The organism is Caulobacter sp. UNC279MFTsu5.1, assembly GCF_900114015.1.
Taxonomy (GTDB): domain Bacteria; phylum Pseudomonadota; class Alphaproteobacteria; order Caulobacterales; family Caulobacteraceae; genus Caulobacter.
Genome location: NZ_FORN01000037.1, coordinates 35,924 through 61,150, shown reverse-complemented (window position 1 = coordinate 61,150; position 25,227 = coordinate 35,924). Strand labels below are relative to the sequence as shown.

Genomic DNA, 25,227 nt, shown 5'->3' with positions numbered 1-25,227 from the left:
GTCGGCATCCGTCCGGTCCAGAAGACCACCTGCACGGGCGTGGAAATGTTCCGCAAGCTGCTGGACCAGGGCCAGGCGGGCGACAACGTCGGCGTGCTGCTGCGCGGCACCAAGCGCGAGGACGTCGAGCGCGGCCAGGTGCTGTGCAAGCCGGGTTCGATCACCCCGCACACCAAGTTCGTGGCCGAGGCCTACATCCTGACCAAGGAAGAAGGCGGCCGTCACACCCCGTTCTTCACCAACTACCGTCCGCAGTTCTACTTCCGCACCACCGACGTGACCGGGATCATCAAGCTGCGCGAAGGCGTGGAAATGATCATGCCGGGCGACAACGCCGAGCTGGACGTCGAGCTGATCACCCCGATCGCCATGGAAGAGAAGCTGCGCTTCGCCATCCGTGAAGGCGGCCGCACCGTCGGCGCCGGCGTCGTCGCCAAGATCGTCGAGTAGTCTCGAACGATCTAGCTTCGGCTGACAATGCGAAGGCCCCGGAGGAAACTCCGGGGCCTTTTGCTTTGGGGGACCGCCGCATTACGACACCTTAAGGTGACCCGGCCTCCGCCGCCCCCTAGCCTGGCCAAGGCCTCGCTCGGAGGCCCGACCGGGGCCTTGCATGCTGCACCGACGCGACCTCCTGCTGGCCGGCGCCGGCCTGGCCCTGACCCCCGCCGCGGCGTTCGCCGCCAAGCCCCTGGAGGCCGACAATCCGCTCGTCGACGCCTTCGTCAAGGAGCAGGGCTTCAACGGCGTGGTCATGCTGGGCCAGGCCGGCAAGCCGACCTACGCCCGCGCCTTCGGCCTGGCCGACATCGAGGCGGGCAAGCCGGCGAGCCTCGACACCGTCTACGGCATAGCCTCGATCTCCAAGTGGCTGACCGCGACGACGGTGCTGAAGCTGGTCGAGGCCGGCAAGCTGTCGCTGGACGCGCCGATCACCACCTGGCTGCCCGACTATCGCGCCGACACCGGCGCCAAGGTCACCCTGCGCCGGCTGCTGTCCAATTCCAGCGGCGTGCCCAACGGTTTCATGTCGGCGGCCAAGGCCGATCCGACGGTGCTGACCTTCGAATTGCCAGCGCGCGAAGCGGTCCGGCGTTATGCCGAGGGCGACCTGGCCTTCGAGCCGGGCGCGCGCTTCGACTACGCCATGACCAACTGGATGATCGTGACGGCGGTGATCGAGGCGGCGACCGGACGCGGCTACGCCGACGCCATGCGGACGATCACCCTGGACCCGCTGGGCCTGAAGGACACCGACGCCGGCCCCGCGGCGAAAGCCTCGCCCCGGCTGGCGGCCGGCTACGCCGCGGTCGCCCCGCCGCAGCGGCGACCCAACACGACCCTGTCGTTCATGACCGCCAGCGGCGGCTATCGCAGCACTGCCTCGGACCTGCTGAAGGCCGCGCACCGGATCTTCGACACGGGGTTCCTTTCGCCGGCCTCGCAGCAGGCGCTGCGGACCATCGAGGTCGCCAGCGACAGCTATGCCCTGGGCGGCCGGATCCGCACCCTGTGGGTGGACGGCAAGCCCTATCCGGCCGGCTGGGAGACCGGCAACACCGCCGGCTACCGCTCGGTGCTGGGGCACCGCTTCGACACCCGGACCAGCGTGGTGATCCTCAACAACACCAGCCTGTCGCAGAAGACCCTGGATCTGTTCGCCGACAAGCTGTTCGGCGCGGTGACACCGGCCTAGGCCGGTTCCCGGCCCCGCGAGAACACGTTATCCTGCTGCGAAACCGGGGGTGATCTGTTGATCCGCACCAAGCTCATCGTCCTGACCCTGGCGGGCGCCGGCCTCGCGGCCTGCCAGAGGACGCCCGATCCGCCGGCCTCCATCGCCCTGCCGCCGGGCCTGGGCGACCGCGTGCGGGTGCTGAGCGCCGACGCCATGGTGATCGACGGCAAGCACGTGCGCCTGGCCAACGCCTATGCGCCGCAGGGCGTGCCCGACGCCCGCTGCTGGGCCGAGGCCACGGCGGCCCAGACCACCCTGGCCTGGGTGCGGGCCAAGGTCAAAGACGCCCGCGACATCGCCGTCGAGCCGGCGGCGGGCTTCGACGAGTTCCATCGCCAGCTGGCGGTCGTCAAGCTGGACGGCGTCGACCTGGGCCAGGAGATGTACGAGGCCGGCTTGGCGGCGCGGCGCACCGACGGCCTGAACGGCCGCTTCGCCTGGTGCGAACCGATCAGCGGCAAGGCGGCGGGCGCGCCGACGGTCCATTCGTTGCTGGACTAGGGTCTGGACTCAACTGCCCCCATGGTTGTCATCCCGGCCGAAGCGAAGCGTAGGGCCGGGATGACAACGAAGGAGGGCGCGCTATCGAGCGCCACCGCCCCGCAGCCGATCCACCGGCGCCAGCGTCGCGCCCTCGGCCTCGCGCGGGGTGGTCATGCGTGACAGCTTGGGGGTCAGCCAGCGCTCGATGTCGTCGACGATCTCGTAGACCACCGGCACCAGCACCAGGGACAGCACGGTCGAGGTGATCAGGCCGCCGATCACCGCCACGGCCATCGGCTGGCGGAATTCCGAGCCGGTGCCGATGCCCAGGGCGGTGGGCAACATGCCGGCCATCATCGCCAGGGTGGTCATGACGATCGGCCGGGCCCGCTCGTGACAGGCGTCGAGGATGGCGTCGCGCTGGTCCATGCCGGCCCGCTCCTGCTCGATGGCGTACTCGACCAGCAGGATCGAGTTCTTGGCCGCCAGGCCCATCAGCATCAGGAAGCCGATCAGCGACGGCATCGACAGCGACTGGCCCGTGACCAGCAGGGCGAAGAACGCCCCGCCGATCGCCAGGGGCAGGGCCGACAGGATGGTGATCGGCTTGAAGAAGCTGCGGAACAGCAGCACCAGCACGCCGAACACCAGGCCGACCGCCGACAGCAGGGCGATGGCGAAGCCGGTGAACAGCTCGACAAACGCCTCCTGGTCACCGGCCGTGGCCGGGCCGACGCCGGGGGGGAGGTTCTTCATGGTCGGCAGCTTGCCCACATCGCCCATCGCCTGGCCCAGCTGGGCGCCGTTGGCCAGGTCGGCCTCGATGGTCACCTGCCGCTTGCGGGCGAAGCGGTCGATCTTGGCCGGGCCGGCCTGGAACGACAGGTCGGCGACCGTGTCGAGCCGGGTCGTGCCGCCGCCGGCCGTGGGGATGCGCAGGGCGCCCAGGGCGTCGAGGTCGGCGCGGGTCTCGGCCGGCAGGCGCACGCGGATCGGGATCCGCCGCTCGCCCTGGGTCATCTTGGCGACGTTGGCGTCGATGTCGCCGACCGTGGCCACTCGGGCGATGGCGGCGATGTCGGCGGCGCTGACGCCCAGGCGGGCGGCCTCGTCGGGCTTGGGCCGGATGACGATCTCGGGACCACTGGGCGGCGACGAGGGACGCGGATCGGCTACCGTGCCCAGCGACTGCATCTCGCGCTCGATCCGGGCGGCGGTGCGCTCCAGCAGCGGGCCGTCGTCAGAGATCAGGATGGTCTGGACCTCCGATGTGCCCCAGTCGCCCAGCAGGTTGACGCGGGCGTCGGGGATGTCGTGCAGGCCGTCGCGCACGGCCTGCTTGATCTGGGTCACCGTCATGTCGCGCTTGCCGTTCAGCACGATGGTGATCGTCGCGTCGCGGAGATCGGCGCCGCTCTGGCCGCCCCAGCCGCTGCCGATGTTCGAGCCGACCTGGGCGAAGACGTGGGCGGTCTCGGGGCGCTTGCGGAACATGGCGGTCACCGACTGGACGGTGCGCTCCATGTCGGCCGTGGTCGCTCCGGGCGGACCCTGGACCTTCAGGTAGTAGTAGTTGGCGTTGCCGGCCGGCTGGAAGGCCGTGGGTAGCAGGCCGGCCAGGGCGAACGAGCCGATCAGGATCACCGTGCCGATGACGATGCTGAGGAACCGGTGGTCCAGCGACCAGTCAAGCACGCCGCGATAGAAGCCCTCGAACTCGCGCCGGGGATGCGGGTCCTTCGACGGCTTGAGGAAATAGGCGGCCAGCAGCGGCGTCAGCAGGCGGGCGACCACCAGCGAGAACAGCACGGCCACGGCGACGGTCAGGCCGAATTCCTTGAAGAACTGGCCAGGGGTGCCGGGCATGTACGACACCGGCACGAACACCGCCACGATGGTGAAGGTGGTGGCCACGACCGCCAGGCCGATGGCGTCGGCCCCCTCCATCGCCGCCATAAACGGTCTCTGGCCCCGGGCCACGCGTTTCTCGATGTTCTCGATCTCGACCACGGCGTCGTCGACCAGGATGCCGATGACCAGGGTCAGGGCCAGCAGGGTCACGACGTTCAGCGAGAAGCCCATGATCGCCATGAAGGCGAAGGTCGGGATCAGCGACACCGGCATGGCGATGGCGGTGATCAGGGTGGCGCGCCATTCCCGCAGGAACAGGAACACCACCAGCGAGGCCAGCAGCATGCCTTCCAGCAGGGTGTGCTCGGTGGCCGCGAAGCTGGCGCGGGTCTCGTCGACGGTCGAGAAGATCTTCACGAACGTCACGCCCGGCTGCTTGGCCTCCAGGGCGTCGACGGCCTTCTTGACGCGGTCCTCGACGGCGACGTCGCTGGAGTCGCGGGTCTTCATCACCTGGAAGGCGACCACGGGCTTGCCGTCGAGCCGGGCGAAGCCGCGCTCCTCCTCCGCGCCCTGGCCGACCTGAGCCACGTCGGTCAGCTTGACGTAGCGGCCGCCGGCCACCGGGATGGTGATGGCGCGCAGCTGCTCGACCGTGGTGGCCGCGCCCAGCACCCGCAGGGTCTGCTCGCGGCCGCCGATCCTGGCGCGGCCGCCGGGGGCGTCGACGCTGAAGCTGGCCAGGGCCTGGTTCAGCTGCGGGGCGGTGACGCCGAAGCTGGCCATGCGGTCGGGGTCGATGATCACGTTGATCTCGCGATCGACGCCGCCGACCCGGGCCACCTGGGCCACGCCCTTCTCGCCCTGCAGGGCGCGGGTGACGCTGTCGTCGATGAACCACGACAGCTCGGTGGCGCTCATGTTCGGGGCCGAGACGGCGTAGGTGATGATCGGGGCGCTGGTGATCTCCAGGCGCTGGACGATCGGCTCGTCGACCTCCTTGGGCAGGACGGCGCGGGTCTGGTCGATCTTGGAGCGCACCTCGTCGGTGACCTTCTGCAGGTCCTCTCCGAGGTTGAACTCGATCGTGGTGGTCGAGGCGCCCTGGACCACCGACGAGCGGATGGTCTTGACGTTGGAGATGCTGGCCACCGCGTCCTCGACGGGGCGGGTGACCTGGGTCTCCATCTCGCCGGGCGCCGCGCCGCTCTGGGTGACCGTCACGGTCACGGCGGGGAACTCGACATTGGGGAACTGCTTGATGGGCAGGCCCATGTAGCAGCCGATCCCGGCGATGATCAGGGCGATGAACAGGACCGCGACGGGAATCGGGTTCTTGATCGCCCAGGCGGAGACGCGGAGCTCGCCGGTCTTGTGTTCGCCAGCCATCAGCGGGCCGCCTGCTGGATGGCGGCGACTGCGGGGCGGATCACGTCGCCGTCGGTGACGAACGAGGCGCCGCCCAGCACGATGCGGGTTCCGGCCGGCGGCCCCTGGACCAACTGGGCCCAGCCGCCGCCCTTCTGGCCGATCTTGACCGGCGTCTGGTGGGCGCGGTTGGCGCCGTCGACGGTCATCACGTACAGGCCGTCGGCCTCGTAGCGGATGGCGGTCTCCGGAATGGCGGTGACCGATGCGCCGGAGGCCCCGAACGTGGCGCGGCCGAAGCCGCCGGGCCGCAGGTCGGGACGGACGGGCAGGCGCACCCGCACCCTGCCCAGGCGGCTGGCGCTGTCGACCCGCGGGCTGACCAGGCGCACGACGCCCGACACCGACTGGCCGCCGGGCAGGCTGACCTGAACGGGCTGGCCCTCGCGCACGCCCGCCAGGTCCGCTTCGTTGACCTCGGCGTCCAGCTCGACCAGGCCGTCGCGGGCGATGGTGAACCAGGGGGTGGTCCCGCCGCCGGCGATCTGGCCCGGCTGGACGCCGCGCTGCAGGATCCGGCCGCCGACCGGGGCGGTGATGGTCATCCGCGAAACCCGGGTGCGCAGCTCGTTCAGCGCCGCCTCCTGGGCTTTGGCCTGGTAGCGGCGGGTCTCGATCTGCTCTTGGCTGAGCACGCCCTGGCCGTCCAGGCCGGCGACGCGCTTGGCCTCGGCCTGGGCCTGGGCGGTCAGGGCCGCCTGCTGGTCGACCTGGGCGCGCAGCAGGGTGGCGTCCAGCTGGGCCAGCGGCTGGCCGGCCCGGACCCAGTCGCCCTCGTCGGCATAGAGCCGGGCCACGCGGTAGCCGCTGAGCTCCGAGCCGACGGCGGCCTCCTCGCGCGAGACCAGCTGGCCCGAGGCCTCGACTCCGCCGCCCAGCGGCCGGGTCTCGACCGAGCCGACGCTGACGGCGCGGGCCTGGGCGGCGGCCGGCTTGGAGGCGTCCTTGTCCTTCTTGTCGCCGCAGGCGGTCAGGCCCGTCGAGGCGATCAGGATCATGGCGGCGAGCGCGGTGCGGGTCGTCATGGGGGAGGGTCTCATTTCGAGGAAACTTGGGCCGGAGCCGCGCCCTGCGCGACGTTTTGGGAAGAGACGGAAGCTGGCGACCAGCCGCCGCCCAGCGCCTTGTAGGTCTGGACGGCGTGCAGCAGGGCGTCGGTCCGCGCGCCGGTCAGGGCGGCGCGCGAGGCGCGCCAGGACTGTTCGGCCTGCAGGGTGGTGGTCAGGTCGATCAGGCCCAGGCCGTAGCCCTTGCGGTTGGCGTCGTAGGCGCGCTGGGCCCGGGCTTCGCCGGCGGTCAGCAGGTCGACGCGGCGCTGGTCGGCGGCCAGTTGCAGCATGGCGTTCTCGGCCTCGCCATAGGCGGTCTGCACCGTCTTCTCGTAGGCGATGGCGGCCTGCCGGGTGCGGGCGTTCTGGGCGTCGATGTCGGCCAGCAGGGCCGGGATGTTCAGCACCGGGATCGAGACATTGGCCCCGATGGTCCAGGTGGAGGTGGAGGTCGAACTCTTGCCGCTGCCTCCGCCGAAACTGGGCGACACGCTCTTGGACAGCCCGACACCGGGGGTGATGTTGAAGGTCGGCGGCAGCGCCAGCTCGTTGACCTTCAGCGTGCCGGAGGCCGAGGCCAGGCGGGCCCCCGCCTCGCGCACGTCCGGGCGGCGGCCCAGCAGGTCGCCGGGGATGGCGGCGGGCACGGGCGGGGCCAGGTCCAGCCTGGCGTCGACCGGCAGGCTGGCCAGCGGGTCGATCCCGCGTCCGACCAGGATCAGCAGGCTGCGGCGGGCCGCATCCAGCTGGGCCTCCAGGTTGGCGGCGCGGGCCTGGGTGTCGGCCAGGTCGGCCTCGGCGCGGTCGGCTTCGGAGGTGGCGACCAGGCCGGCATTGGCCTTCTTGACGGCGAAGTCGCGCAGCGAAGTGTTGATGCGCTCGGTCTGGCGGGCGTCGTCCAGCTGCACGGCCAGGCCGCGGGCCTCGAAATAGGACTGGGCGACGTTGGCGGCCAGCGAGGCGCGGGCCCCTTCATAGGCGAAGCGGGCGGCGGCGAAGTCGTTGTTGACCACGCCCAGGCCGGCCCGCTTGCGGCCGAACAGGTCCAGTTCCCAGCTGACGTCGAAGTTGGCGTTGTAGCTGTCGCTGTCGCCGCCCCGGGTGAAGGGGATGCCGCCGCTGGGAACGGTCTGGCTGAGGATCTTCGTGTGGGTGCGGCCGGCGTCGCCGGTCAGGGGCGTGCCGGGGATCCAGATCTGGCGCACCTGGCCCCGGCGCACGGCGCGAGCCTCGTCCAGCACCGCGGCGGCGGTGCGGGCGTCGGGGGCCTTGTCCAGCGCTGTCTCGATCAGGCTGGTCAGCTGCGGATCGTTGAAGCTGGTCCACCAGCGGTCGAGGTCCGCCTGGGTCGCACCGGCGGGCGTCTCGTAGGCGGCCGGCAGGCGGGTGTCGGGCGTCGGGCGCGGGGTGTTCACGCAGCCGGCCACGGCCAGGCCCGCCAGGCCCAGGGCCAGCATCGAGGCGCCGGATCGGGATGGCCGAGGGCGCCCGCGCTCTCCGGTCATGATCTCACTCATCAACAATCACCTGCAGGCGCGACCGAAAGGGGAGGACGGTCGGGATCGATTTCAACAGTGGGGCGGGGAAGCCGGCGACGACGGAAGGCCGGCGACGGCTCCGTAGACGTCGACGACCTGGTCCAGAAAGCGTTCGATGATCTGCCGCTCGCCGGATGACAGGGGGGCGATGACCGCGTCCAGCCCATCGATCATCGGCGCCAGCTGCGCGAAGGCCCGGTCGAGCGAGGCCGCCACCGGCACGACGCAGACCTTGCGCCGGTCGTGGGTCCGCCGCTCCCGGGCGACGTGGCCGGCCCGCTCCAGGCGATCGACGATCTGGGTGGCGGCCGCGGTCGTGACCTTCAGATGCTCGGCCAGCTGGCCGGGCGTCATCGGCCCGTTGTTCAGCAGGTGCTCCAGCGCCGCCATGTCGGTGACGTTGACGCCCAGGCTCTCGCCGATCTTGCGGCCGATCTGACGCGTCAGCATCGAGATGGTCTTCAGGCGCTGGCCGATCGGATCGCGGGGCGTGTGCGACACGCGCCATGCCTCTCGTGGGTCGGGATCGCCGGTCGTCATGGTTGTGATCTATATCGCTAAGCGGATTAATAGTCAAATTGCTTAGCGATATGTTCGGCCGCCATGAAGCGCCTGTCGCGCGCTCGATCGCCGGGAGGCTCATCGCCGAATCCCCAAGAACAACCGCCGCTCGACCCTCGCGACCGATCGGCGTTCGTTCAATTGGGGATGAAGGCGCCGAGATGGAAGGGCGGGACGTCATCGCAATTTTCTCTCCCGGCGGTTGATGGCGCGCGGCCCCTTCCGGGCGCCGCCGTTCGGTCTTCGGAGAGATGACGAACCAGGGGCCGGGTTTTGCGACACCGGCGCGGCGATTATTTTCACTGACCGGACCGCCCGGACCTCGGCTGCGCCTCGTTCACCGGCGACCCTCTGGGCCGGTCTGGCGGCGTGCCGGCAGAGCGTCTGTGCGAAATCGGCGAAGGCGTAATCCCTCACCCTCCCACCGCTGCGCGGCGGGCCCCGCCCTCTCCCTCCGGGAGAGGGAGAATTACCGCGAAAACAATCCCGTCAGCAGCGGCCGGGCGAACAGCCTGGCCGCTTCGTCGTGTTCCAGGCCGGGGACCCAGATCCCCAAGGACGCCGCCGCATTGAGCATCGAATTGATCATGTGGGCCGCGATCATCGGGTCCGCCGCCCGGATCGAGCCCTCGGCCACGCCGTCGGAGATGATCGCCGCGAAGCGCTCCGAGCCGCGATTGTAGCCCTGGGCCATCTCGTGGCGGATCTCGATCGGCAGGGCGCCCATCGACGAGGCGCGCAGCAGCGGTCCGTGGTCCGACAGCTGGTAGGCGACCAGGGCCGCGGTCGCCGACGACAGCTGCTCCCAGCTGTCCCCGGCCAGGGCGCGGGCGTCGGCCTGGGCCTTGCGGGTGACGGCGAAGGTGCGCTCGAAGCACTCGACCACCAGGGCGTCCTTGTCCTCGTGGTGGTGGTAGAACGAGCCCTTGGTGACGTTCAGCTGGGCCGAGATGTCCTCGACAGAGGCCCCGCGATAGCCGCGCTGGTTGATCAGCCGGGTGGCGGCGACCAGGAAGGTCTCGCGCCATTCCTGGCCGTCGGGCGACTGCGGCGTCGGGTCGGGCAGGGCCACCGGCGCCCAGGCGGCGTGGCCGCCGGCGCCCTTCGGGGCCAGGCCGTTGACCAGGATGTCGTACATCTTGTCGCGCACGCGGCCATAGTCGTCGACGTCGTAGCGGCGCAGCCACGAGCCCGACCAGAACACCTGCTCCAGCAGCAGGTGGGTGCGGGCGTTGCGGTCGCGCTTGTCCAGGTGGTCGAACTCGGGACCCTCGAAGAAGCCGCGCACCCGGCGGAACAGGTCGTTGAACGCCCCTTGCACCGAGCCGCGCAGCGGCTCCTTCAGGGCCCGCATCTCGGTGAAGCTGGTCAGGGGCGCGGCCTCGCCCAGGCGCACCCGGCGGTTCAGGTCCAGATGGAGGTCGAGGAATTTCAGCAGGCGGCCGGGGGCGTCGGGCGCCTTGGCGGCCTCGGTGACCAGGGCGTCGAAGCGCTCCAGGCCGCGCATGAAGCAGGCGGCGGCTAGGTCGTCCTTCTTGCGGTAGTAGTAGGTGACGCTGGTGGTGATCAGCCCGACCTTGGCGGCGACGTCGGCCAGGGTCATGCCCTTTACGCCCTGGCGGTTCAGGATCGCCGTGGCCGCGGCGAGGATCGCCTCTTTCTTCTTCGTGTACCGCTCGGTGGCGGGGCTTGCGATCCGGCCGTCGTCCATAAGTCGCCCCCCTTGTTGGCGGCCCGTGCGCGAGTCCCTTGGACCCGTGGGTCCAGATTTAGGAAGCCCGGCCTTCACGACAAGGCGGGCGGCGCGCTTGGTCGCCGCTTTCGTGCGCGCGGAATCTTGCAGCCGTGTTGCGCGATTGAGGCGACGGCGTGGTTCGAAGGCCCAGGACGTCTGGGAGCGTCCGTTGGCGGCGGCCTGTCGCGCAAGTGCTTGCCCATCTCCGCTCCCTCGTTTTCAATCGATATGCGCCTGATCGGGGCGAAGGCCGTGTTGCGACATGCGGCCTCTTCGATCGTCGCCAAGAACAGCACGCCGGCTCCTTGGGAGCGGCCGCAGGAGGGATACCGTCTTGAGCACGCCTGAAGCCGTGGGTCTGTCGTCCGACCGACTGAAGCGCATCGGCGCCTTCATCCAGGAGCGCTACGTGGCGCCCGGAAAGCTGCCCTGCGCCCTGGTCCAGGTGTGGCGTCGCGGCCAGCTGGCGCACACGACGATCTTGGGCGCGGCCGACAAGGAGCGCGGGCTGCCGCTGCAGGCCGACAGCCTGTTCCGCATCTATTCGATGACCAAGCCGATCACCTCGATCGCCTTCATGATGCTGGTCGAGGAGGGCAAGGTGGCGCTGGACGATCCGGTGCACCGGTTCATCCCGTCGTGGAAGACGCTGGGCGTGTTCCAGGCCGGCGTGGCGGGCGCGTTCCTGACCCAGCCGGTCGACCAGCCGATGCGGATCATCGACCTGCTGCGCCATACCAGCGGCCTGACCTACGGCTTCCAGCAGCGCTCCAACGTCGACGCCGCCTATCGCAAGCTGAAGCTGGACGGGGTCGACAGCGAGGGCGGGCTGGAGGGCTTCGTCGAGGCCCTGGGAACCGTGCCGCTGGAATTCTCGCCGGGCCAGGCCTGGAACTATTCGGTGGCCACCGACGTGCTGGGCTACCTGGTGCAGGCGATCTCGGGCCAGCCGTTCGACCTGTTCCTGAAGGAGAGGATCTTTGATCCGCTGAAGATGACCGACACCGGCTTCTTCGTGCCCGACGACCAGCGCCATCGCTTCACCGCCTGCTACACCCTCAATCCCAGGGGCGAGGTGGTGCTGCAGGACGATCCGACCACCAGCCGCTACCTGTCCGAGCCGTCGGTGAAGTCCGGCGGCGGCGGCCTGGTCTCGACCGCGGACGACTACATGCGGTTCTGCCGCATGCTGCTGAACGGCGGCGAACTGGACGGAGCGCGGATCGTCAGCCCCAAGACCCTGAAGCTGATGACCATGAACCACCTGCCGGGCGGGCGGGAACTGACCCAGATGTCCAAGTCGCTGTTCAGCGAGGCGGTGTTCGAGGGCCTGGGCTTCGGCCTCGGCTTCGCCATGACGGTGGACCAGGCGCGGACGAAGAACCTAGGCTCGCTGGGCGAATATTTCTGGGGCGGCATGGCGTCCACCGCCTTCTGGATCGATCCGGTCGAGGACCTGGCGGTGGTGTTCATGACCCAGCTGATCCCGTCCTCGGCCTATCCGATCCGGCGCGAGCTGCGGACGCTGGTCTATGCGGCGCTGACGGAGAGCAACGCTTAGTCGGGGACAGGCCTTGCAAGAAAACGGCGCGGGAGGGGGCTCCCGCGCCGAGTGCGCTTCACCTAGTCGACACGCCGGAACGGCGCGCCGCGTGCGCGTCAGGGGCGGGCTTCGAAGACGGGGGACGCGTGCAAGCCGCGCCCCGAAGCCCTTCTCTCACGCGTACGCTCTCGACAGTCGGACCTCATGCCGGAGGCTCCGCGACGGCGGCGGGCGCTCGGCTCGGCGGCTTCCCCCCGCCCCGCACGGATTGGCTCCGGCTGAAACTTAGGTTTTCGAATTTCAAGTATGAGTTCGGCGGCGTCAATGGCTGGGCGCCTAAATTTCCGGCGCCGTTACGGACCTCTGGACTTCGGCGGCGGGTCGTGCAGGGTTTGCTTCAAACAATCGTTCAAACGCAAGAACGCCAACCTAGGGGTGGAGCACGCCATGGCCGCGATCAACAACGTCACGGATCTGACCGTCGAGGGCGACATCGGGGTCGTCACGCTCGACTCGCCGCCGGTCAACGCCCTGTCGGCCGCCGTGCGCGAGGGGCTGAAGGGCGCGTTCGAGCAGGCGATCGCCGACCCGGCGGTCAAGGCCATCGTGCTGATCTGCGCGGGCAAGACCTTCATCGCCGGCGCCGACATCACCGAGTTCGGCAAGGCCATGACCGGGCCGTCGCTGCAGGATGTGCAGAACACCATCGAGAACTCTCCCAAGCCGGTGGTCGCCGCGATCCACGGCACGGTGCTGGGCGGCGGGCTGGAGGTGGCGCTGGTGGCCCACTACCGCGTCGCCGTGCCCTCGGCCAAGGCGGGCCTACCGGAGGTGAACATCGGCCTGCTGCCTGGAGCCGGCGGCACCCAGCGCCTGCCGCGCGTCGTCGGCGTCGAGAAGGCGCTGGAAATGGTCACCACCGGCCAGCACGTGCCGGCCAAGGCGGCGCTGGCCATGGGCCTGTTCGACTCGATCGTCGAGGAGGGCGCGCTGCGCGACGGGGCCATCGCCTTCGCCCGCGTGGTGCTGGCCGAGGATAAGCCCCTGACCCGTATCCGCGACCAGAACGCCAAGGTCGAGGCGGCGCGCGGCAAGCCTGAGATCTTCAGCGAATTCCGGGCGGCCAACGCCCGCAAGTTCCGCGGCTTCCTGGCTCCGGAGAGCAACATCAAGTGCATCGAGGCGGCGGTGAACCTGCCGTTCGACGAGGGGCTGAAGGAAGAGCGGCGCCTGTTCATGGAACTGATGACCGGCAGCCAGTCGGCCGCCCAGCGCCATGTGTTCTTCGCCGAGCGCCAGGCCGCCAAGATCCCCGACGTGCCGGACGACACCCCGATCCTACCGGTCCGGAAGGTGGGCGTGATCGGCGCCGGCACCATGGGCGGCGGCATCTCGATGAACTTCCTCAACGCCGGCGTCCCGGTGACGATCATCGAGGCCAAGCCGGAGAACCTGGACCGCGGCGTGGGGGTAATCCGCAAGAACTATGAGAACACCGCCAAAAAGGGCCGCCTGACCCAGGACGACGTCGAAAAGCGCATGGCGCTGCTGACCCCGTCGATGAACCTGGAGGACCTGGCCGATTGCGACCTGATCATCGAGGCCGTGTTCGAGCTGATGGAGATCAAGCAGGAGGTGTTCGGCAAGCTGGACAAGATCGCCAAGCCCGGCGCGATCCTGGCCTCCAACACCTCGTATCTGGACATCGACGTGATCGCCGCCGCGACGTCGCGTCCGGAGAGCGTGATCGGCCTGCACTTCTTCTCGCCGGCCAACGTGATGCGGCTGCTGGAGATCGTGCGCGGGGCCAAGACCGACAGGTCGGTGATCGCCACCGCGATGCAGGTCGGCAAGAAGATCGGCAAGGTCGCGGTTCTGGTCGGCAACTGCCACGGCTTCGTCGGCAACCGCATGCTGGCCCAGCGCCAGCGCGAGGCCCAGAAGCTGATCCTGGAAGGGGCCATGCCCTGGGACGTCGACCGCGTGCTTTACGACTTCGGCCTGCCGATGGGGCCATTCGCGATGAGCGACCTGGCCGGCCTCGACATCGGCTGGGACCCGGCCAAGACCAGCTCGTCCACCGTCCGCGAAGTGCTGTGCGAGATGGACCGCCGGGGCCAGAAGAACGGCAAGGGCTTCTATGACTATGACGAGAACCGCGTCGCCCGGCCGAGCAAGGAGGTCGAGCAGGTGATCCTGGACTTCGCCGAGAAGCACCAGATCCAGCGCCGCGAGATCGGCGACCAGGAGATCCTGGAGCGCTGCCTCTACCCGATGGTCAACGAGGGGGCCAAGATCCTGGAGGAGGGCAAGGCGATCCGGGCGTCGGACATCGATACGGTCTGGATCAACGGCTACGGCTGGCCGGTCTATACCGGCGGTCCGATGTTCTGGGGCGAGCTGGTGGGGCTGGACAAGGTGCTGGCGGGGATGAAGGCGTTCCAGGAAAAGCTCGGCGACGACTTCAAGCCCTCGGCCCTGCTGGAGCGGCTGGTCGCCGAGGGCAAGGGGTTCAAGGAGGCTTGATCCCGCCCGAGGCTTTCCCGTTGTCATCCCGGGCGAAGCGCAGCGAAGACCCGGGATCCAGGGGCCGTGCGCACCGCCCCTGGATCCCGGACAGCCTCTGCGAGGCTTCCGGGATGACAACCGTTTTTGCGTGATGCGGATGTGTTCGCCATGACCTCGATCCAATCCATGATCACCGCCGACTACGGCGTGATGGGCGACATCCTGCGCCAGCGGGCCGCCGAGGCCCCCGGCCATCCCGCCGTGATCATGGAAACCGGCGAGGCGGCGACCTACGCCCAGTTCGACGCCCTGGCCGACCGGGTCGCCGCCGCCCTGCAGCGCGACGGGATCGCCCCGGGCGAGGCCGTCGCCGTCTGCGCCCTGTCGTCCATTCCCTACGCGGCCCTGTTCCTGGGCGCCCTGCGAGCCGGCGTGGCGGTCGCGCCGCTGGCCCCGTCCTCGACGCCCGAAGCCATCGCCGGCATGGTCGCCGATTGCGGGGCGCGGCTGGTCTTCATGGACGCCGGCGTGGCCGAGGCCCAGCAGGCCGCCCCGATCGCCGTGCGCTCCATCGCCCTGGACGGAGCCGAGTTCGCCGAGGCCTTCGACGCCTGGCTGGCCCCCGTCGGCGCGGTCCCGGCCGCCGTGGCCATCGCCCCCGAGGCCCCTTTCAACATCATCTATTCCAGCGGCACCACCGGAGCCCCCAAGGGCATCGTCCAGTCGCACGGCATGCGCTGGAAGCACGTGTTCCGCGGCGACGCGGTCGGCTATGGGCCCGAGGCCGTCACCCTGCTGTCGACCCCGCTGTATTCCAACACCACCCTGGTCTGCTTCTTCCCGACCCTGGCGGGCGGCGGGACGGTGGTGCTGATGCGGAAGTTCGACGCCGGCCGCTATCTGGCGCTGGCCCAGCAGCACCGCATGACCCACACCATGCTGGTGCCGGTGCAGTATCGCCGGCTGATGGACCGGCCCGACTTCGGCGACTTCGACCTGTCGTCGACCCACCTGAAGTTCTGCACCAGCGCCCCGTTCGCGGCCGCGCTGAAGGCCGACGTGCTGGAGCGCTGGCCGGGCGGGCTGGTCGAGTACTTCGGCATGACCGAGGGCGGCGGCACCTGCATCCTGATGGCCCACGAGCATCCGGACAAGCTGCACACCGTGGGCCGCCCCGCGCCCGGCCACGACATCCGGCTGATCGACGAGGACGGGGTCCAGGTCGGACCCGGCGTGGTCGGCGAGATCGTCGGCCGTTCGGAAGGCATGATGAACGGCTATCACGGCCAGCCGGGCAAGACCGCCGAGGCGACCTGGATCTCGCCCGAGGGCTGGGCCTTCATCCGCACCGGCGACGTCGGCCGGTTCGACGAGGACGGCTTCCTGACCCTGATGGACCGCAAGAAGGACATGATCATCAGCGGCGGCTTCAACATCTATCCCAGCGACATCGAGGCCCAGATCGTCCAGCACCCCGACGTGGTCGAGGCGGCGGTGGTCGGCGTGCCGTCCGACGCCTGGGGCGAATCGCCGGTGGCCTTCGTGGCGGTCAAGCCTGATGCGCGAATTGACGCGGAAGGGTTGAGAAGCTGGGTCAATACGCGCCTTGGTAAGACCCAGAGGCTGGTCGACCTGAAACTGGTGGAATCCCTGCCCCGCAGCCATATCGGCAAGGTCCTCAAGCGCGACCTGCGCGACAATTGGACGGCTTCTGCCTAGGTCGAAGATTCCGGCCACATTTTTGCCGCGACGGCGCGCCGCATCCGGGGCCGGCGAGTCACTCGATACGTTCTCTTAACCATAGCGGCGCTGTCGTGTGACGGCGCTGGATTGTTCGGAAGCGACGTGTCTGATGCAAGCCCTCCCCAAAGTGTCGCCGGAAGCCCGCAAGCAGGCCCAGGCCGAGGCGGCCCTGGCCGCCGCCGGCGTCCCGCTGGACTTCGCGGCCGTGGAGAAGGTGCTGCGACAGGGCCTGACGCCCGGCCTTGACGCCCGGCTGGCCGACCGCTTCGACCGTCCCACCGCCGTCCGCGCCGTCTCCACCCGAGTGGCCGCCCTGACCGCCGCCCTGGTCGCCCTGGGCGTCCGCCGCGGCGGCGTCTGCATCGTTCCGGCCCTGGCCTCGGCCGCCACCCTGGAGGCCATCGCCGGCGCCGGCCTGCGGCCCTGGCTGGTCGACGTGGATCCCTGCAGCTGGATGTTCGATCCGGCCCACCTGCGCGAGCGCCTCGGCGAGGCGCCGCCGCCGATCGAGGCCATCGTGCCCACCTGCGCCTTCGGCCGCGCCCCGGACATGAGCGCCTGGGCCGCCTTCCACCGCGAGACCGGCCTGCCGATCGTGGTCGACGCCACCGAGGGCTTCGACGTGGTCATGGACGCCCCGGTTCCGGTGATCGTCGGCCTGCCCAGCGGGCGCGGCGTGTTCGTGGCCAGCCAGGACGCCGACTTCATCGCCAGGCTCGACGCGCCGGCCTTCTCCGGCGAGGCGGGACTCGACGACTGGTCGGGCCAGCGCTTGCGCCTGGCCACCGCCGCCCAGCGCCTGCGCATGCTGCTGCTGGGCGCCCGGATCGGCTTCCAGCCGGGCTGGGGGATGAGCTGGGTGTCCAACGCCTGGGTCGTCAGCCTGACCGAAGGCGCGGCCCCGGTCGTGGCCGCCAAGCTGGCCGAGATGGGTTACGCCACCAACCCGGTCGGCCCGGGCGTCGTCGTCCGCGACCAGACCCCGGTTGCCGACCGCCTGGCCAAGTCGGTGCTGAGCCTGCCGTTCCACGCCGACCTGGGCATCGCGGAACTGGACGAGCTGGCGGAGGCGGTAAGGCGGGCGCTTTAAGTCACCCTCTCCCTCTGGGAGAGGGTCCGAAGGGAGTCAGTGCGCCGCGACGTAAGCCTCGATCCCGGCCACCCGCCGCGCCTTCTCCGCCTCGTCCAGGAACGACCCCGTGAAGCTGTTCTTGGCCAGGGTCACCAGCTCGTCGCGCGTCAGGCCGAGGGCGTCGGCGGTCTGCAGGTAGTTCTCCAGCAGGTAGCCGCCGAAATAGGCCGGGTCGTCGGAATTGACCGTGGCCTTCAGGCCCAGATGCAGCATGCGCTTGAGCGGATGTTCCTTCAGGTTCGACACCCCGCACAGCTTCAGGTTCGACAGCGGGCACACCGTCAGGGTCGTGCCGTCCTGCACCAGGCGGGCGGTCAGGCAGTCGTCCTCCAGGGCCCGGTTGCCGTGGTCGATGCGGTCGACATGGATCAGGTCGACCGCCTCCCAGACATAGGCCGGCGGGCCTTCCTCGCCGGCGTGGGCCACGACCTTCAGGCCCAGGTCGCGGGCCGCCTGCATCACGCGGGCGAACTTGGCGGGCGGGTGGCCGACTTCGGAGGAGTCCAGCCCGACCCCGGCGAGCCTGTCGAGATAGGGCTTGGCCTGTTCCAGGGTGGCGAAGGCGGCGGCCTCGTCCAGGTGGCGCAGGAAGCAGAGGATCAGCTTGGAGGTGACGCCCAGCTCGCGCTCGGCCTCTTCCATGCCCGCCGTCAGGCCGTCGATCACCGTGCCGAACGCCACGCCGCGGTCGGTGTGGGTCTGGGGGTCGAAGAAGATCTCGGCATGGGTCCCGCCATCGGCCTTCAGGCGGCGGAAATAGGCCAGGGCCAGGTCCTTGAAGTCGGCTTCCGTCAGCAGCACGCCCGCGCCCTGGTAGTAGATGTCCAGGAAGTCCTGCAGATTGGAGAAGGCGTAGGCGGCGCGGATCTCGTCGACCGTCTTGAACGGCAGGGTCACGCCGTTGCGCGCGGCCAGCTCGAACATCAGTTCGGGCTCGAGGCTGCCCTCGATGTGCATGTGCAGCTCGGCCTTGGGCAGGCCGCGGACGAAGGTCTCGAGGGCGGTGTCGGTCATGGGACAATTATGGGCGCTGGGGGCGGGGGTGTTCAACCCGGGGACATGCACTTGTGCGTGTCCCCAGGCCTGGCGCGGCGTTTGGGGACACGCGCGAGCGCATGTCCCCGTCCAGGAAACCCGGCGGGTGGGAGGCGGCGGAGCGTCCGGGCCATGCCCGGAGGATTGTTTTTGGAGTGTACCGTTTCGACAGGATCCGAACGCTCCGCGCGGCGCGTTATCCGGAAGCCTTCGGATCGCGGATTTTTAACCCGCTCCGATGGAGGCCCCCGACGGGCGGAAGGTTGACGACCCTTCCGGACCGCCCGGGCGATTTCAGCCCGGGCCTGTTGCGTCCGCCGATCCTTCGCCGCCAGGGTTTCGTCCTCTCAGAGGAACCTGCCCTGGACCGCCGCGAAGGCGTCACTGAAGACCACCGACGAGCGCTTCCCGCTCGACCGCCCCCGTCGCACGTTTCGGTCGCCGGCCGGACGTCCTCCCCCGCGACAGGGCGAGGACAAGTATGCCGACGGTTCGAACACGGCCGCGGATGTGACGCTGATTTTCTTTCAGGGCGTTGAGATTGTTGGGGTTTGCCTTGCGACTGACGAGGATTGAGCGGTCTCTGTCCCCGGAATCCCGCTCTCAGAGAGAGGAACCCCAGCGCGCGACCCTACGCCCTCGGAGTCCCCATTCCCCGCCCGATGCCCTAAAAGCCATCCGGTGACCGCCGACCACCTGCCCATCCCCGTCGAAGACCTCGGCCCCGACATCGGCTTCGCGGAAGCCCAGGCCGCAGCCCTGTACGGCCGCGACTACCGCAAGGTCCTGGCCAGCGACGACGGCTTTCAGCGGCTGGACGCCGTGGAGCGGCTGGCGGGCGCCCGCGCCGCGCTCGGCGTCCAGGAGGTGGCGGTGATGGACATGGCCGCCGGCCGGGGACACGCCCTGGCCGAGATCGTCCGCCTGACCGGCCGCGAGGCGGGGTTCGTCGAGGCTCTGTTCCTGGGCGCCTGCGCCAGACTGGTGGCGCACTACCAGGCCGTGGGCGAGGCCGACGACGAGGTGGGGCCGGGGCCGCTGCGGCTGCCGGGGCCGTTCTTGTAGCGGGGGCTTCCCGCCGCCGCCTCATTCCCTCCGAGCCGTCACCCCGGGCCTTGTGCCCGGGACCCTTTTATCCGCTGCAGGTGCTGGGAGGTGGCGCGCCAGCGCGCCATTTCGCTTCACCGTCAGCTGAACTAGGGGTCCGGGCACAAGGCCCTGGGTGACGGTGTTTTGGGTCCCTTCAAGACATCGGCGGCGCCGCAGGCGGGGGCTCGGGCAGGGGGGTGAACTCCTGGTCGTCCAGGTCGGGCAGCTTCATGCGCTGGGCCCGCCAGTCGGCCTTGGCCTGCTCGATGCGCTCCCGGGACGAGTGGACGAAGTTCCACTCGATGAACCGCGGCCCGACCGGCTCGCCGCCCAGCAGCATGACGGTCGAGGGCTCCAGCGCCTCGAAGGTGATCGTCTCGCCCGGCTTGAACACCGCCATCTGGCCGGCGTGCAGCACCTGGCCGGCGGCCTCGACCTTGCCGACGGCGACATAGGCGGCGCGCTCGGGATATTCGGCCGGCAGCCCGGCCTTGGCCCCGGCCGCCAGCTCCCAGTGCACGTAGAACAGCGGCGAGAACACCGGCACCTTGGCCTCGACGCCGAACGCCTTGCCGGCCACCAGGGCGGCCTTCAGGCCGTTGGCCTCGTAGACCGGCATCTCGTCGCGGGGGTGATGCGAGAAGCGCGGGGCGATCTCCTCCTGGCCGTCGGGCAGGGCCACCCAGGCCTGGATGCCGTGCATGGCGCCGCCGACTTCACGCAGGTGCTCGAAGCGCTCGGAATGGGTGATGCCGCTGCCGGCCGTCATCCAGTTGACCTCGCCGGGACGGATGTCGATCAGCGAGCCGACGCTGTCGCGGTGGGTGATCTCGCCCTCGAACAGGTAGGTCAGGGTCGACAGGCCGATGTGCGGGTGCGGGCGCACATCGACGGTGCGCGGGAAGCCGGGCTCGAACTCGACCGGCCCCATGTGGTCGAAGAAGGTGAAGGGCCCCACCATCCGCCGGCTGTGGAACGGCAGCACCCGGCCGACCTCGAAGCCGCCGAGGTCCTTGCGGCGCTGGTCGATGACGAGGTCGATCATGAAGGGGCTCCGGTCGCGATGGAGCCCTTACTGTGCAGGGGGAGGCGAGGGGATTCTAGAAGAAATCGCCGACGCGGGCCGCGCTCAATCCTGTCAAGCCGCGCCGGGCTTCTCGGCGAGGCGTCGGCGTCGTTAGCTTGGCCTTGGACGATTCGAGGAGCAGCCGATGGACGACCGCTGGAACCTGCTGTTTATCGGCTTTCCGATCGTCTGGATCGTGGGCCTGGTCACGCTGTCGATCATTGTCCGTCGTCGTCAGGGCAGGCCGATCTTTCCACGCCGTCCGCCGGCGGCCCTGTTCGCTGAATTCCTGGCGTCCGGCGGCCCCGACGGCATGCTCAGCGGCGCGCGGAACTGCCTGCTGGTGACGGTCGAGCGGGACAAGCTGACGATCGTCCCGATCTTTCCGTTCAACCTGATGTTCGTCGGCGACATTTTCGGCTTGGACATCGTCGTCCCGCGCCACGCCGTGGTCAGGGTCGAACGCCGGCCCGAGATGTTCCGCGAAAGGGTCGTCGTGCACTACCGGCGTCCACACAAAGAGGACCATTTCGTCCTGTATCTGCGGGATCCGGCGGCTTTCGAACAGGCGATGAACGCCTGACCGACCTCAGCTCAGCGGGCTCACATACGGGCTGACCAGCCCCAGCGGCACGGCGGTGGAGTTCTTGACGCCGCGGATGACGATCCGGCTCTCGATGTTGCTGACAAGGCCCAGCGACAGCAGCTTGTCGCGCAGGAACTCATCGAAGGCGCGCATGTCGCGGGTGACGATTCGCAGCTCGTAGTCGGCCGCGCCGGTCACGGTGGCGCATTGCACCACCTCGGCCCACTTGGCGACCGCCTGCTCGAAGACCTCGAGGTTTTCCTTGGTCGGCAGCGACAGCTTGGCGGTGCAATAGACCTCGAAGCCCAGGCCCAGCTTCTCGCGGTCCAGGATGGTCACGCGGCGCTGGATGACGCCCGCGTCCTCCAGCCGCTTGATCCGCCGCCAGCACGGGCTGGACGACAGGCCGACCCGCTCGGCGATCTCGGCGACGGACAGTCCGGCGTCATGTTGGATGAGATCGAGGATCTTGGCATCCACAGCGTCGAGTTGTTCGGACAAGAATTCCTCCCCCCAGAGGGTGATTGGCGCGTTGATCTTGCGCAAAGCGGCCTTGAGTCGGGCACACCTTGGGCAAACAATTTCCCCGTTTCTATAAGATATTGCTGAGCGGGCGAGAAGACCCGGGAGGAATTTTTTTGCTATGCGGCACTCGGAAGTCACGCTCGACGACAAATATCTGCTCGAAGATGGTCGTGCGTTCATCACCGGCGTGCAGGCGCTGATCCGAGTCCTCCTCGACCGAAAGCGCCTGGACACCCGGGCCGGGCTCAATACGGCGGGCTTCCTTTCCGGCTATCGCGGCTCGCCCCTGGGGGGGCTGGACCAGCAGGCCGCCCGCGTCTCGAAACTGCTCACCGCCCATGACGTGGTCTTCAAGGAAGGCCTGAACGAGGACCTGGCCGCCACCGCCGTCTGGGGCAGCCAGCAGGCGAATCTGTTCCCGGGCGCGACTCACGACGGCGTCTTCGGCATGTGGTACGGCAAGGCGCCGGGCGTGGACCGCACCGGCGACGTCTTCAAGCACGCCAATTTCGCCGGCAGCTTCCCGACCGGCGGCGTGCTGGCCGTGGCCGGCGACGACCACGCCTGCAAGAGCTCGACCCTGCCGTCGCAGTCGGAATTCGCCTTCCAGGACTTCGAGATGCCGGTGCTGTCGCCGGCCGACGTGCAGGAGGTGCTCGACTACGGCCTGCTGGGCATCTCGATGTCGCGATTCTCGGGCCTGTGGATCGGCATGATCGCCCTGGCCGACACCATGGACTCGGGCGTGACCATCGACGTCTCGCTGGACCGCCACAAACTGACGATCCCCGAGTTCCCGATGCCGCCCGGCGGCCTGGGCATCCGGCTGAAGGACCAGCCGATGGAGAAGGAGCGCCGCCTTCGCCTGCACAAGATCCCCGCCGCCCTGGCCTTCGCCCGCGCCAACGGGATCGACCGGGTGGTGCTGGGCGCCCACCATGTCCGCGTCGGCAAGGCGCGCCTGGGCATCGTCTGCCAGGGCCAGGCCTACAAGGACGTGCTGGAGGCCTTCACCGCTATGGGCATGACCCTGCAGGAGGCCGCCGACCTGGGCGTGTCGATCTACAAGGTCGGCATGCCCTGGCCGCTGGAGCCCCTGGGCCTGCGCGCCTTCGCCGCCGGTCTCGAGACCCTGATGGTCATCGAGCACAAGCGCGGCCTGATCGAGCCCCAGGCGCGGGCCGCGCTCTACGACCTGCCGGCCCACGCCCGCCCCCGGATCATCGGCAAGCTGGACGAGCACGGCCATCCGCTGCTGTCGGAGCTGGGCTCGCTGTCGGTGGCCGAGATCGCCCTGGCCATCTACGACCGCCTGCCGGACGGCCCGCACATGGAGCGGGCCCAGGCCTACCTGAACCGCGTCTCGGCCGCCGGCGTCGCCGCCGTCAGCCTGGCCGCCGACCAGGCCCGCAAGCCGTTCTTCTGCTCGGGCTGCCCGCACAACACCTCGACCAAGCTGCCCGAGGGCAGCCGGGCCCTGGCCGGCATCGGCTGCCACTACATGGCCGGCTTCAACGATCCGATGACCGACCTGAACACCCACATGGGCGGCGAGGGCCTGACCTGGGTCGGCGCCGCGCCGTTCACCACCGAAAAGCACGTCTTCCAGAACCTGGGCGACGGCACCTACAACCACTCCGGCTCGCTGGCGATCCGCGCCGCCGTCGCGGCGGGCGCCAACATCACCTACAAGCTGCTGTTCAACGACGCCGTGGCCATGACCGGCGGCCAGCGCGCCGAGAGCGGCTTCACCCCGGCCCAGATCACCCGCCAACTGGCCTCCGAAGGCGTGGCCCGCACGGTGATCGTGGTCGACGAGCTGGAGCGCTACAGGAACGTCGCCGACCTGGCGCCCGGCGTCGACGTGTTCCCGCGGTCCGAGCTGATGAGCGTGCAGAAGATGCTGCGCGACACGCCCGGCACGACGGTGCTGCTCTACGACCAGACCTGCGCCACCGAAAAGCGCCGTCGCCGCAAGCGCGGGACCCTGGCCAAGGCCACCAGGCGGGTGTTCATCAACCCGCTGGTCTGCGAGGGCTGCGGCGACTGCTCGATCAAGTCCAACTGCGTGTCGGTGGAGCCGCTGAACACCGAGTTCGGCCGCAAGCGCAAGATCAACCAGTCGACCTGCAACCAGGACTACAGTTGCCTCGACGGCTTCTGCCCGTCGTTCGTCACCCTGGAAGGGGCCGAGGGCGCCCAGGCCAAGAAGATCCCGGCCCTGACGGCCGATTCCACGCCGCTGCCGGCGTTCGACGACTTCCACGGCGTGCGCCGGATCATCTTCACCGGCGTCGGCGGCACCGGGGTGACCACCGTGGCCTCGATCCTGGCCATGGCCGCCCACGTCGACGGCCGGGCGGGCAGCGTGGTCGACATGACCGGCCTGGCCCAGAAGGGCGGGGCGGTGTTCAGCCACGTCAAGATCGGCGAGACCGAGGAGACCGTGGTCGGCGGCCGCGTGCCCGCCGCCAGCGCCGACGTGCTGATCGCCTGCGACATGCTGGTGGCCGCTTCGCCGGAAGGCCTGTCGCTGTACGCCAAGGACCGCACGGCGGCCTTCGGCAACAGCGACTTCGCCCCGACCGCCGACTTCGTCACCAGCCGCGACATCCGCTTCGACAGCGGGGCCATGGCCCGGCGGATCAAGGGCGCGACCAGGAGCTTCGACTCCTGCCCGGCCCAGCACCTGGCCGAGGCCCAGTTCGGCGACGCCATCTTCGCCAACATGATCATGGTCGGCTTCGCCTGGCAGCGCGGGGTGATCCCGCTGTCCAGCCGCGCGGTCTATCGGGCCATCAAGCTGAACGGCGTGGACTACGAGTCCAACCTGGCCGCCTTCGAGCTGGGCCGCCGCGTGGCGCATGACCCGGCGTCCATGGGCCCGCGCGACGCCGACGTGCCGACGCCGGAAACGATGCCGCTGGACGAACTAATCGCCCGGCGCACGGCCGACCTCGTCGCCTACCAGAACCAGGCCTATGCCGACCGCTACGCCGCCAAGGTGGCCAAGGTCCGCGCGGCCGAAGTCGCGGCCGGCGGCGAGGAGAAGGGCCTGCCCCTGACCCGCGCGGCGGCGGTGAACCTCTACAAGCTGATGGCCTACAAGGACGAGTACGAGGTCGCCCGACTCTATACCGACGGCCGGTTCGCGGCCGAGCTGGCCGGGACCTTCAAGGGCGGCAAGGCCAAGGTCTGGCTGGCGCCGCCGATCCTCGGCGCCAAGGACAAGGACGGCCGGCCGCGCAAGATGGCGTTCGGCGGCTGGATGCTGGACGTCGCCTTCCCGATCATGGCGAGGATGAAGGGCCTGCGCGGCGGTCCGCTGGACGTGTTCGGCAAGACCGAGGAACGCCGCATGGAGCGCGGCCTGATCGCCGACTATGAACTCACCCTGGACCGCCTGGCCGGCGGCCTGACGCCGGAGCGCCTGCCCCTGGCGGCGCGCATCGCCTCGATCCCGCAGGAGATCCGCGGCTACGGCCACGTCAAGGACGCCTCGGTGGTCAAGGCCAAGGCCGAGGCGGCGACCCTGTGGTCGCAGTGGGAGGGGTAGGGGCGGCCTGCCTCTGAGCCAACTCGGTTGTCATCCCGGAAGCCTCGCAGAGGCTGTCCGG

At 69.5% G+C, this 25,227-nt stretch carries 18 protein-coding genes; 10 read left to right on the top strand and 8 right to left on the bottom strand.

Features of this window, described 5'->3' with window-relative positions:
- The 3 genes from BM066_RS18670 to BM066_RS18660 all read left to right on the top strand — a co-directional run.
- Positions 1-450, top strand: a 450-nt coding sequence (locus BM066_RS18670; RefSeq protein ID WP_255367573.1) for an EF-Tu C-terminal domain-related protein, incomplete at its 5' end; no start/stop codon positions are given.
- Positions 451-613: 163 nt separating this feature from the next.
- Complete coding sequence (locus BM066_RS18665; RefSeq protein ID WP_089929871.1) at positions 614-1,696, top strand: serine hydrolase domain-containing protein; 1,083 nt, start codon at positions 614-616, stop codon at positions 1,694-1,696.
- Between the two features lie 57 nt (positions 1,697-1,753).
- Positions 1,754-2,239, top strand: coding sequence for a thermonuclease family protein (locus tag BM066_RS18660; protein ID WP_089929870.1), 486 nt, complete (start codon positions 1,754-1,756; stop codon positions 2,237-2,239).
- A gap of 81 nt (positions 2,240-2,320) precedes the next feature.
- Here the strand turns inward: BM066_RS18660 and BM066_RS18655 are convergent, their stop codons facing one another.
- From BM066_RS18655 to BM066_RS18635, 5 genes are all read right to left on the bottom strand, one after another.
- The gene (locus BM066_RS18655) at positions 2,321-5,461 is read right to left on the bottom strand and encodes an efflux RND transporter permease subunit (protein ID WP_089929869.1); all 3,141 of its coding nucleotides are present in this window, start codon (positions 5,459-5,461) and stop codon (positions 2,321-2,323) included.
- Positions 5,461-6,540 carry an efflux RND transporter periplasmic adaptor subunit gene (locus BM066_RS18650; protein ID WP_089929868.1) on the bottom strand — a complete coding sequence of 360 codons (1,080 nt, stop codon included), beginning with the start codon at positions 6,538-6,540 and terminating at the stop codon, positions 5,461-5,463. The genes BM066_RS18655 and BM066_RS18650 overlap by 1 nt, the downstream gene beginning before the upstream one ends.
- Positions 6,537-8,054: an efflux transporter outer membrane subunit gene (locus tag BM066_RS18645; protein ID WP_089929867.1), complete on the bottom strand. Its 1,518-nt coding sequence runs from the start codon at positions 8,052-8,054 to the stop codon at positions 6,537-6,539. The genes BM066_RS18650 and BM066_RS18645 overlap by 4 nt, the downstream gene beginning before the upstream one ends.
- A 63-nt stretch (positions 8,055-8,117) precedes the next feature.
- The gene (locus BM066_RS18640; protein WP_255367645.1) at positions 8,118-8,588 is read right to left on the bottom strand and encodes a MarR family winged helix-turn-helix transcriptional regulator; all 471 of its coding nucleotides are present in this window, start codon (positions 8,586-8,588) and stop codon (positions 8,118-8,120) included.
- A 529-nt stretch (positions 8,589-9,117) separates the two neighbouring features.
- Positions 9,118-10,359: a TetR/AcrR family transcriptional regulator gene (locus BM066_RS18635; RefSeq protein WP_018061236.1), complete on the bottom strand. Its 1,242-nt coding sequence runs from the start codon at positions 10,357-10,359 to the stop codon at positions 9,118-9,120.
- A gap of 358 nt (positions 10,360-10,717) precedes the next feature.
- On the opposite strand from BM066_RS18635, the gene BM066_RS18630 reads away from it, so the two are divergent.
- From BM066_RS18630 to BM066_RS18615, 4 genes are all read left to right on the top strand, one after another.
- Positions 10,718-11,944 (top strand): serine hydrolase domain-containing protein, encoded by a 1,227-nt coding sequence (locus tag BM066_RS18630; protein WP_089929866.1) that lies wholly within the window; start codon positions 10,718-10,720, stop codon positions 11,942-11,944.
- A 417-nt stretch (positions 11,945-12,361) separates the two neighbouring features.
- Positions 12,362-14,452 (top strand): 3-hydroxyacyl-CoA dehydrogenase NAD-binding domain-containing protein, encoded by a 2,091-nt coding sequence (locus BM066_RS18625; RefSeq protein WP_018062240.1) that lies wholly within the window; start codon positions 12,362-12,364, stop codon positions 14,450-14,452.
- A 150-nt stretch (positions 14,453-14,602) separates the two neighbouring features.
- Positions 14,603-16,153: a class I adenylate-forming enzyme family protein gene (locus BM066_RS18620; protein ID WP_026176581.1), complete on the top strand. Its 1,551-nt coding sequence runs from the start codon at positions 14,603-14,605 to the stop codon at positions 16,151-16,153.
- A gap of 133 nt (positions 16,154-16,286) precedes the next feature.
- Positions 16,287-17,267: a DegT/DnrJ/EryC1/StrS family aminotransferase gene (locus tag BM066_RS18615; RefSeq protein ID WP_018062242.1), complete on the top strand. Its 981-nt coding sequence runs from the start codon at positions 16,287-16,289 to the stop codon at positions 17,265-17,267.
- A gap of 36 nt (positions 17,268-17,303) precedes the next feature.
- Here the strand turns inward: BM066_RS18615 and BM066_RS18610 are convergent, their stop codons facing one another.
- Positions 17,304-18,323 carry an adenosine deaminase gene (locus BM066_RS18610; RefSeq protein ID WP_018062243.1) on the bottom strand — a complete coding sequence of 340 codons (1,020 nt, stop codon included), beginning with the start codon at positions 18,321-18,323 and terminating at the stop codon, positions 17,304-17,306.
- Between the two features lie 702 nt (positions 18,324-19,025).
- Here BM066_RS18610 and BM066_RS18605 point away from each other — a divergent pair.
- A complete protein-coding gene (locus BM066_RS18605; RefSeq protein ID WP_018062244.1) occupies positions 19,026-19,409 on the top strand; it encodes a hypothetical protein in 384 nt (127 codons plus the stop codon).
- Between the two features lie 178 nt (positions 19,410-19,587).
- On the opposite strand, the gene BM066_RS18600 is transcribed toward BM066_RS18605, so the two are convergent.
- Positions 19,588-20,478, bottom strand: a complete 891-nt coding sequence (locus BM066_RS18600) for a pirin family protein (RefSeq protein ID WP_018062245.1) — start codon at positions 20,476-20,478, stop codon at positions 19,588-19,590.
- Positions 20,479-20,644: 166 nt separating this feature from the next.
- On the opposite strand from BM066_RS18600, the gene BM066_RS18595 reads away from it, so the two are divergent.
- Entirely contained in the window at positions 20,645-21,082 is a 438-nt protein-coding gene (locus BM066_RS18595) for a hypothetical protein (protein ID WP_018062246.1), read from the top strand.
- A gap of 6 nt (positions 21,083-21,088) precedes the next feature.
- On the opposite strand, the gene BM066_RS18590 is transcribed toward BM066_RS18595, so the two are convergent.
- Entirely contained in the window at positions 21,089-21,586 is a 498-nt protein-coding gene (locus BM066_RS18590; protein ID WP_026176582.1) for an Lrp/AsnC family transcriptional regulator, read from the bottom strand.
- Between the two features lie 142 nt (positions 21,587-21,728).
- Between BM066_RS18590 and BM066_RS18585 the strand changes: the two genes are divergently transcribed.
- Positions 21,729-25,166, top strand: a complete 3,438-nt coding sequence (locus tag BM066_RS18585; RefSeq protein WP_018062248.1) for an indolepyruvate ferredoxin oxidoreductase family protein — start codon at positions 21,729-21,731, stop codon at positions 25,164-25,166.
- Positions 25,167-25,227: the final 61 nt, after the last annotated feature.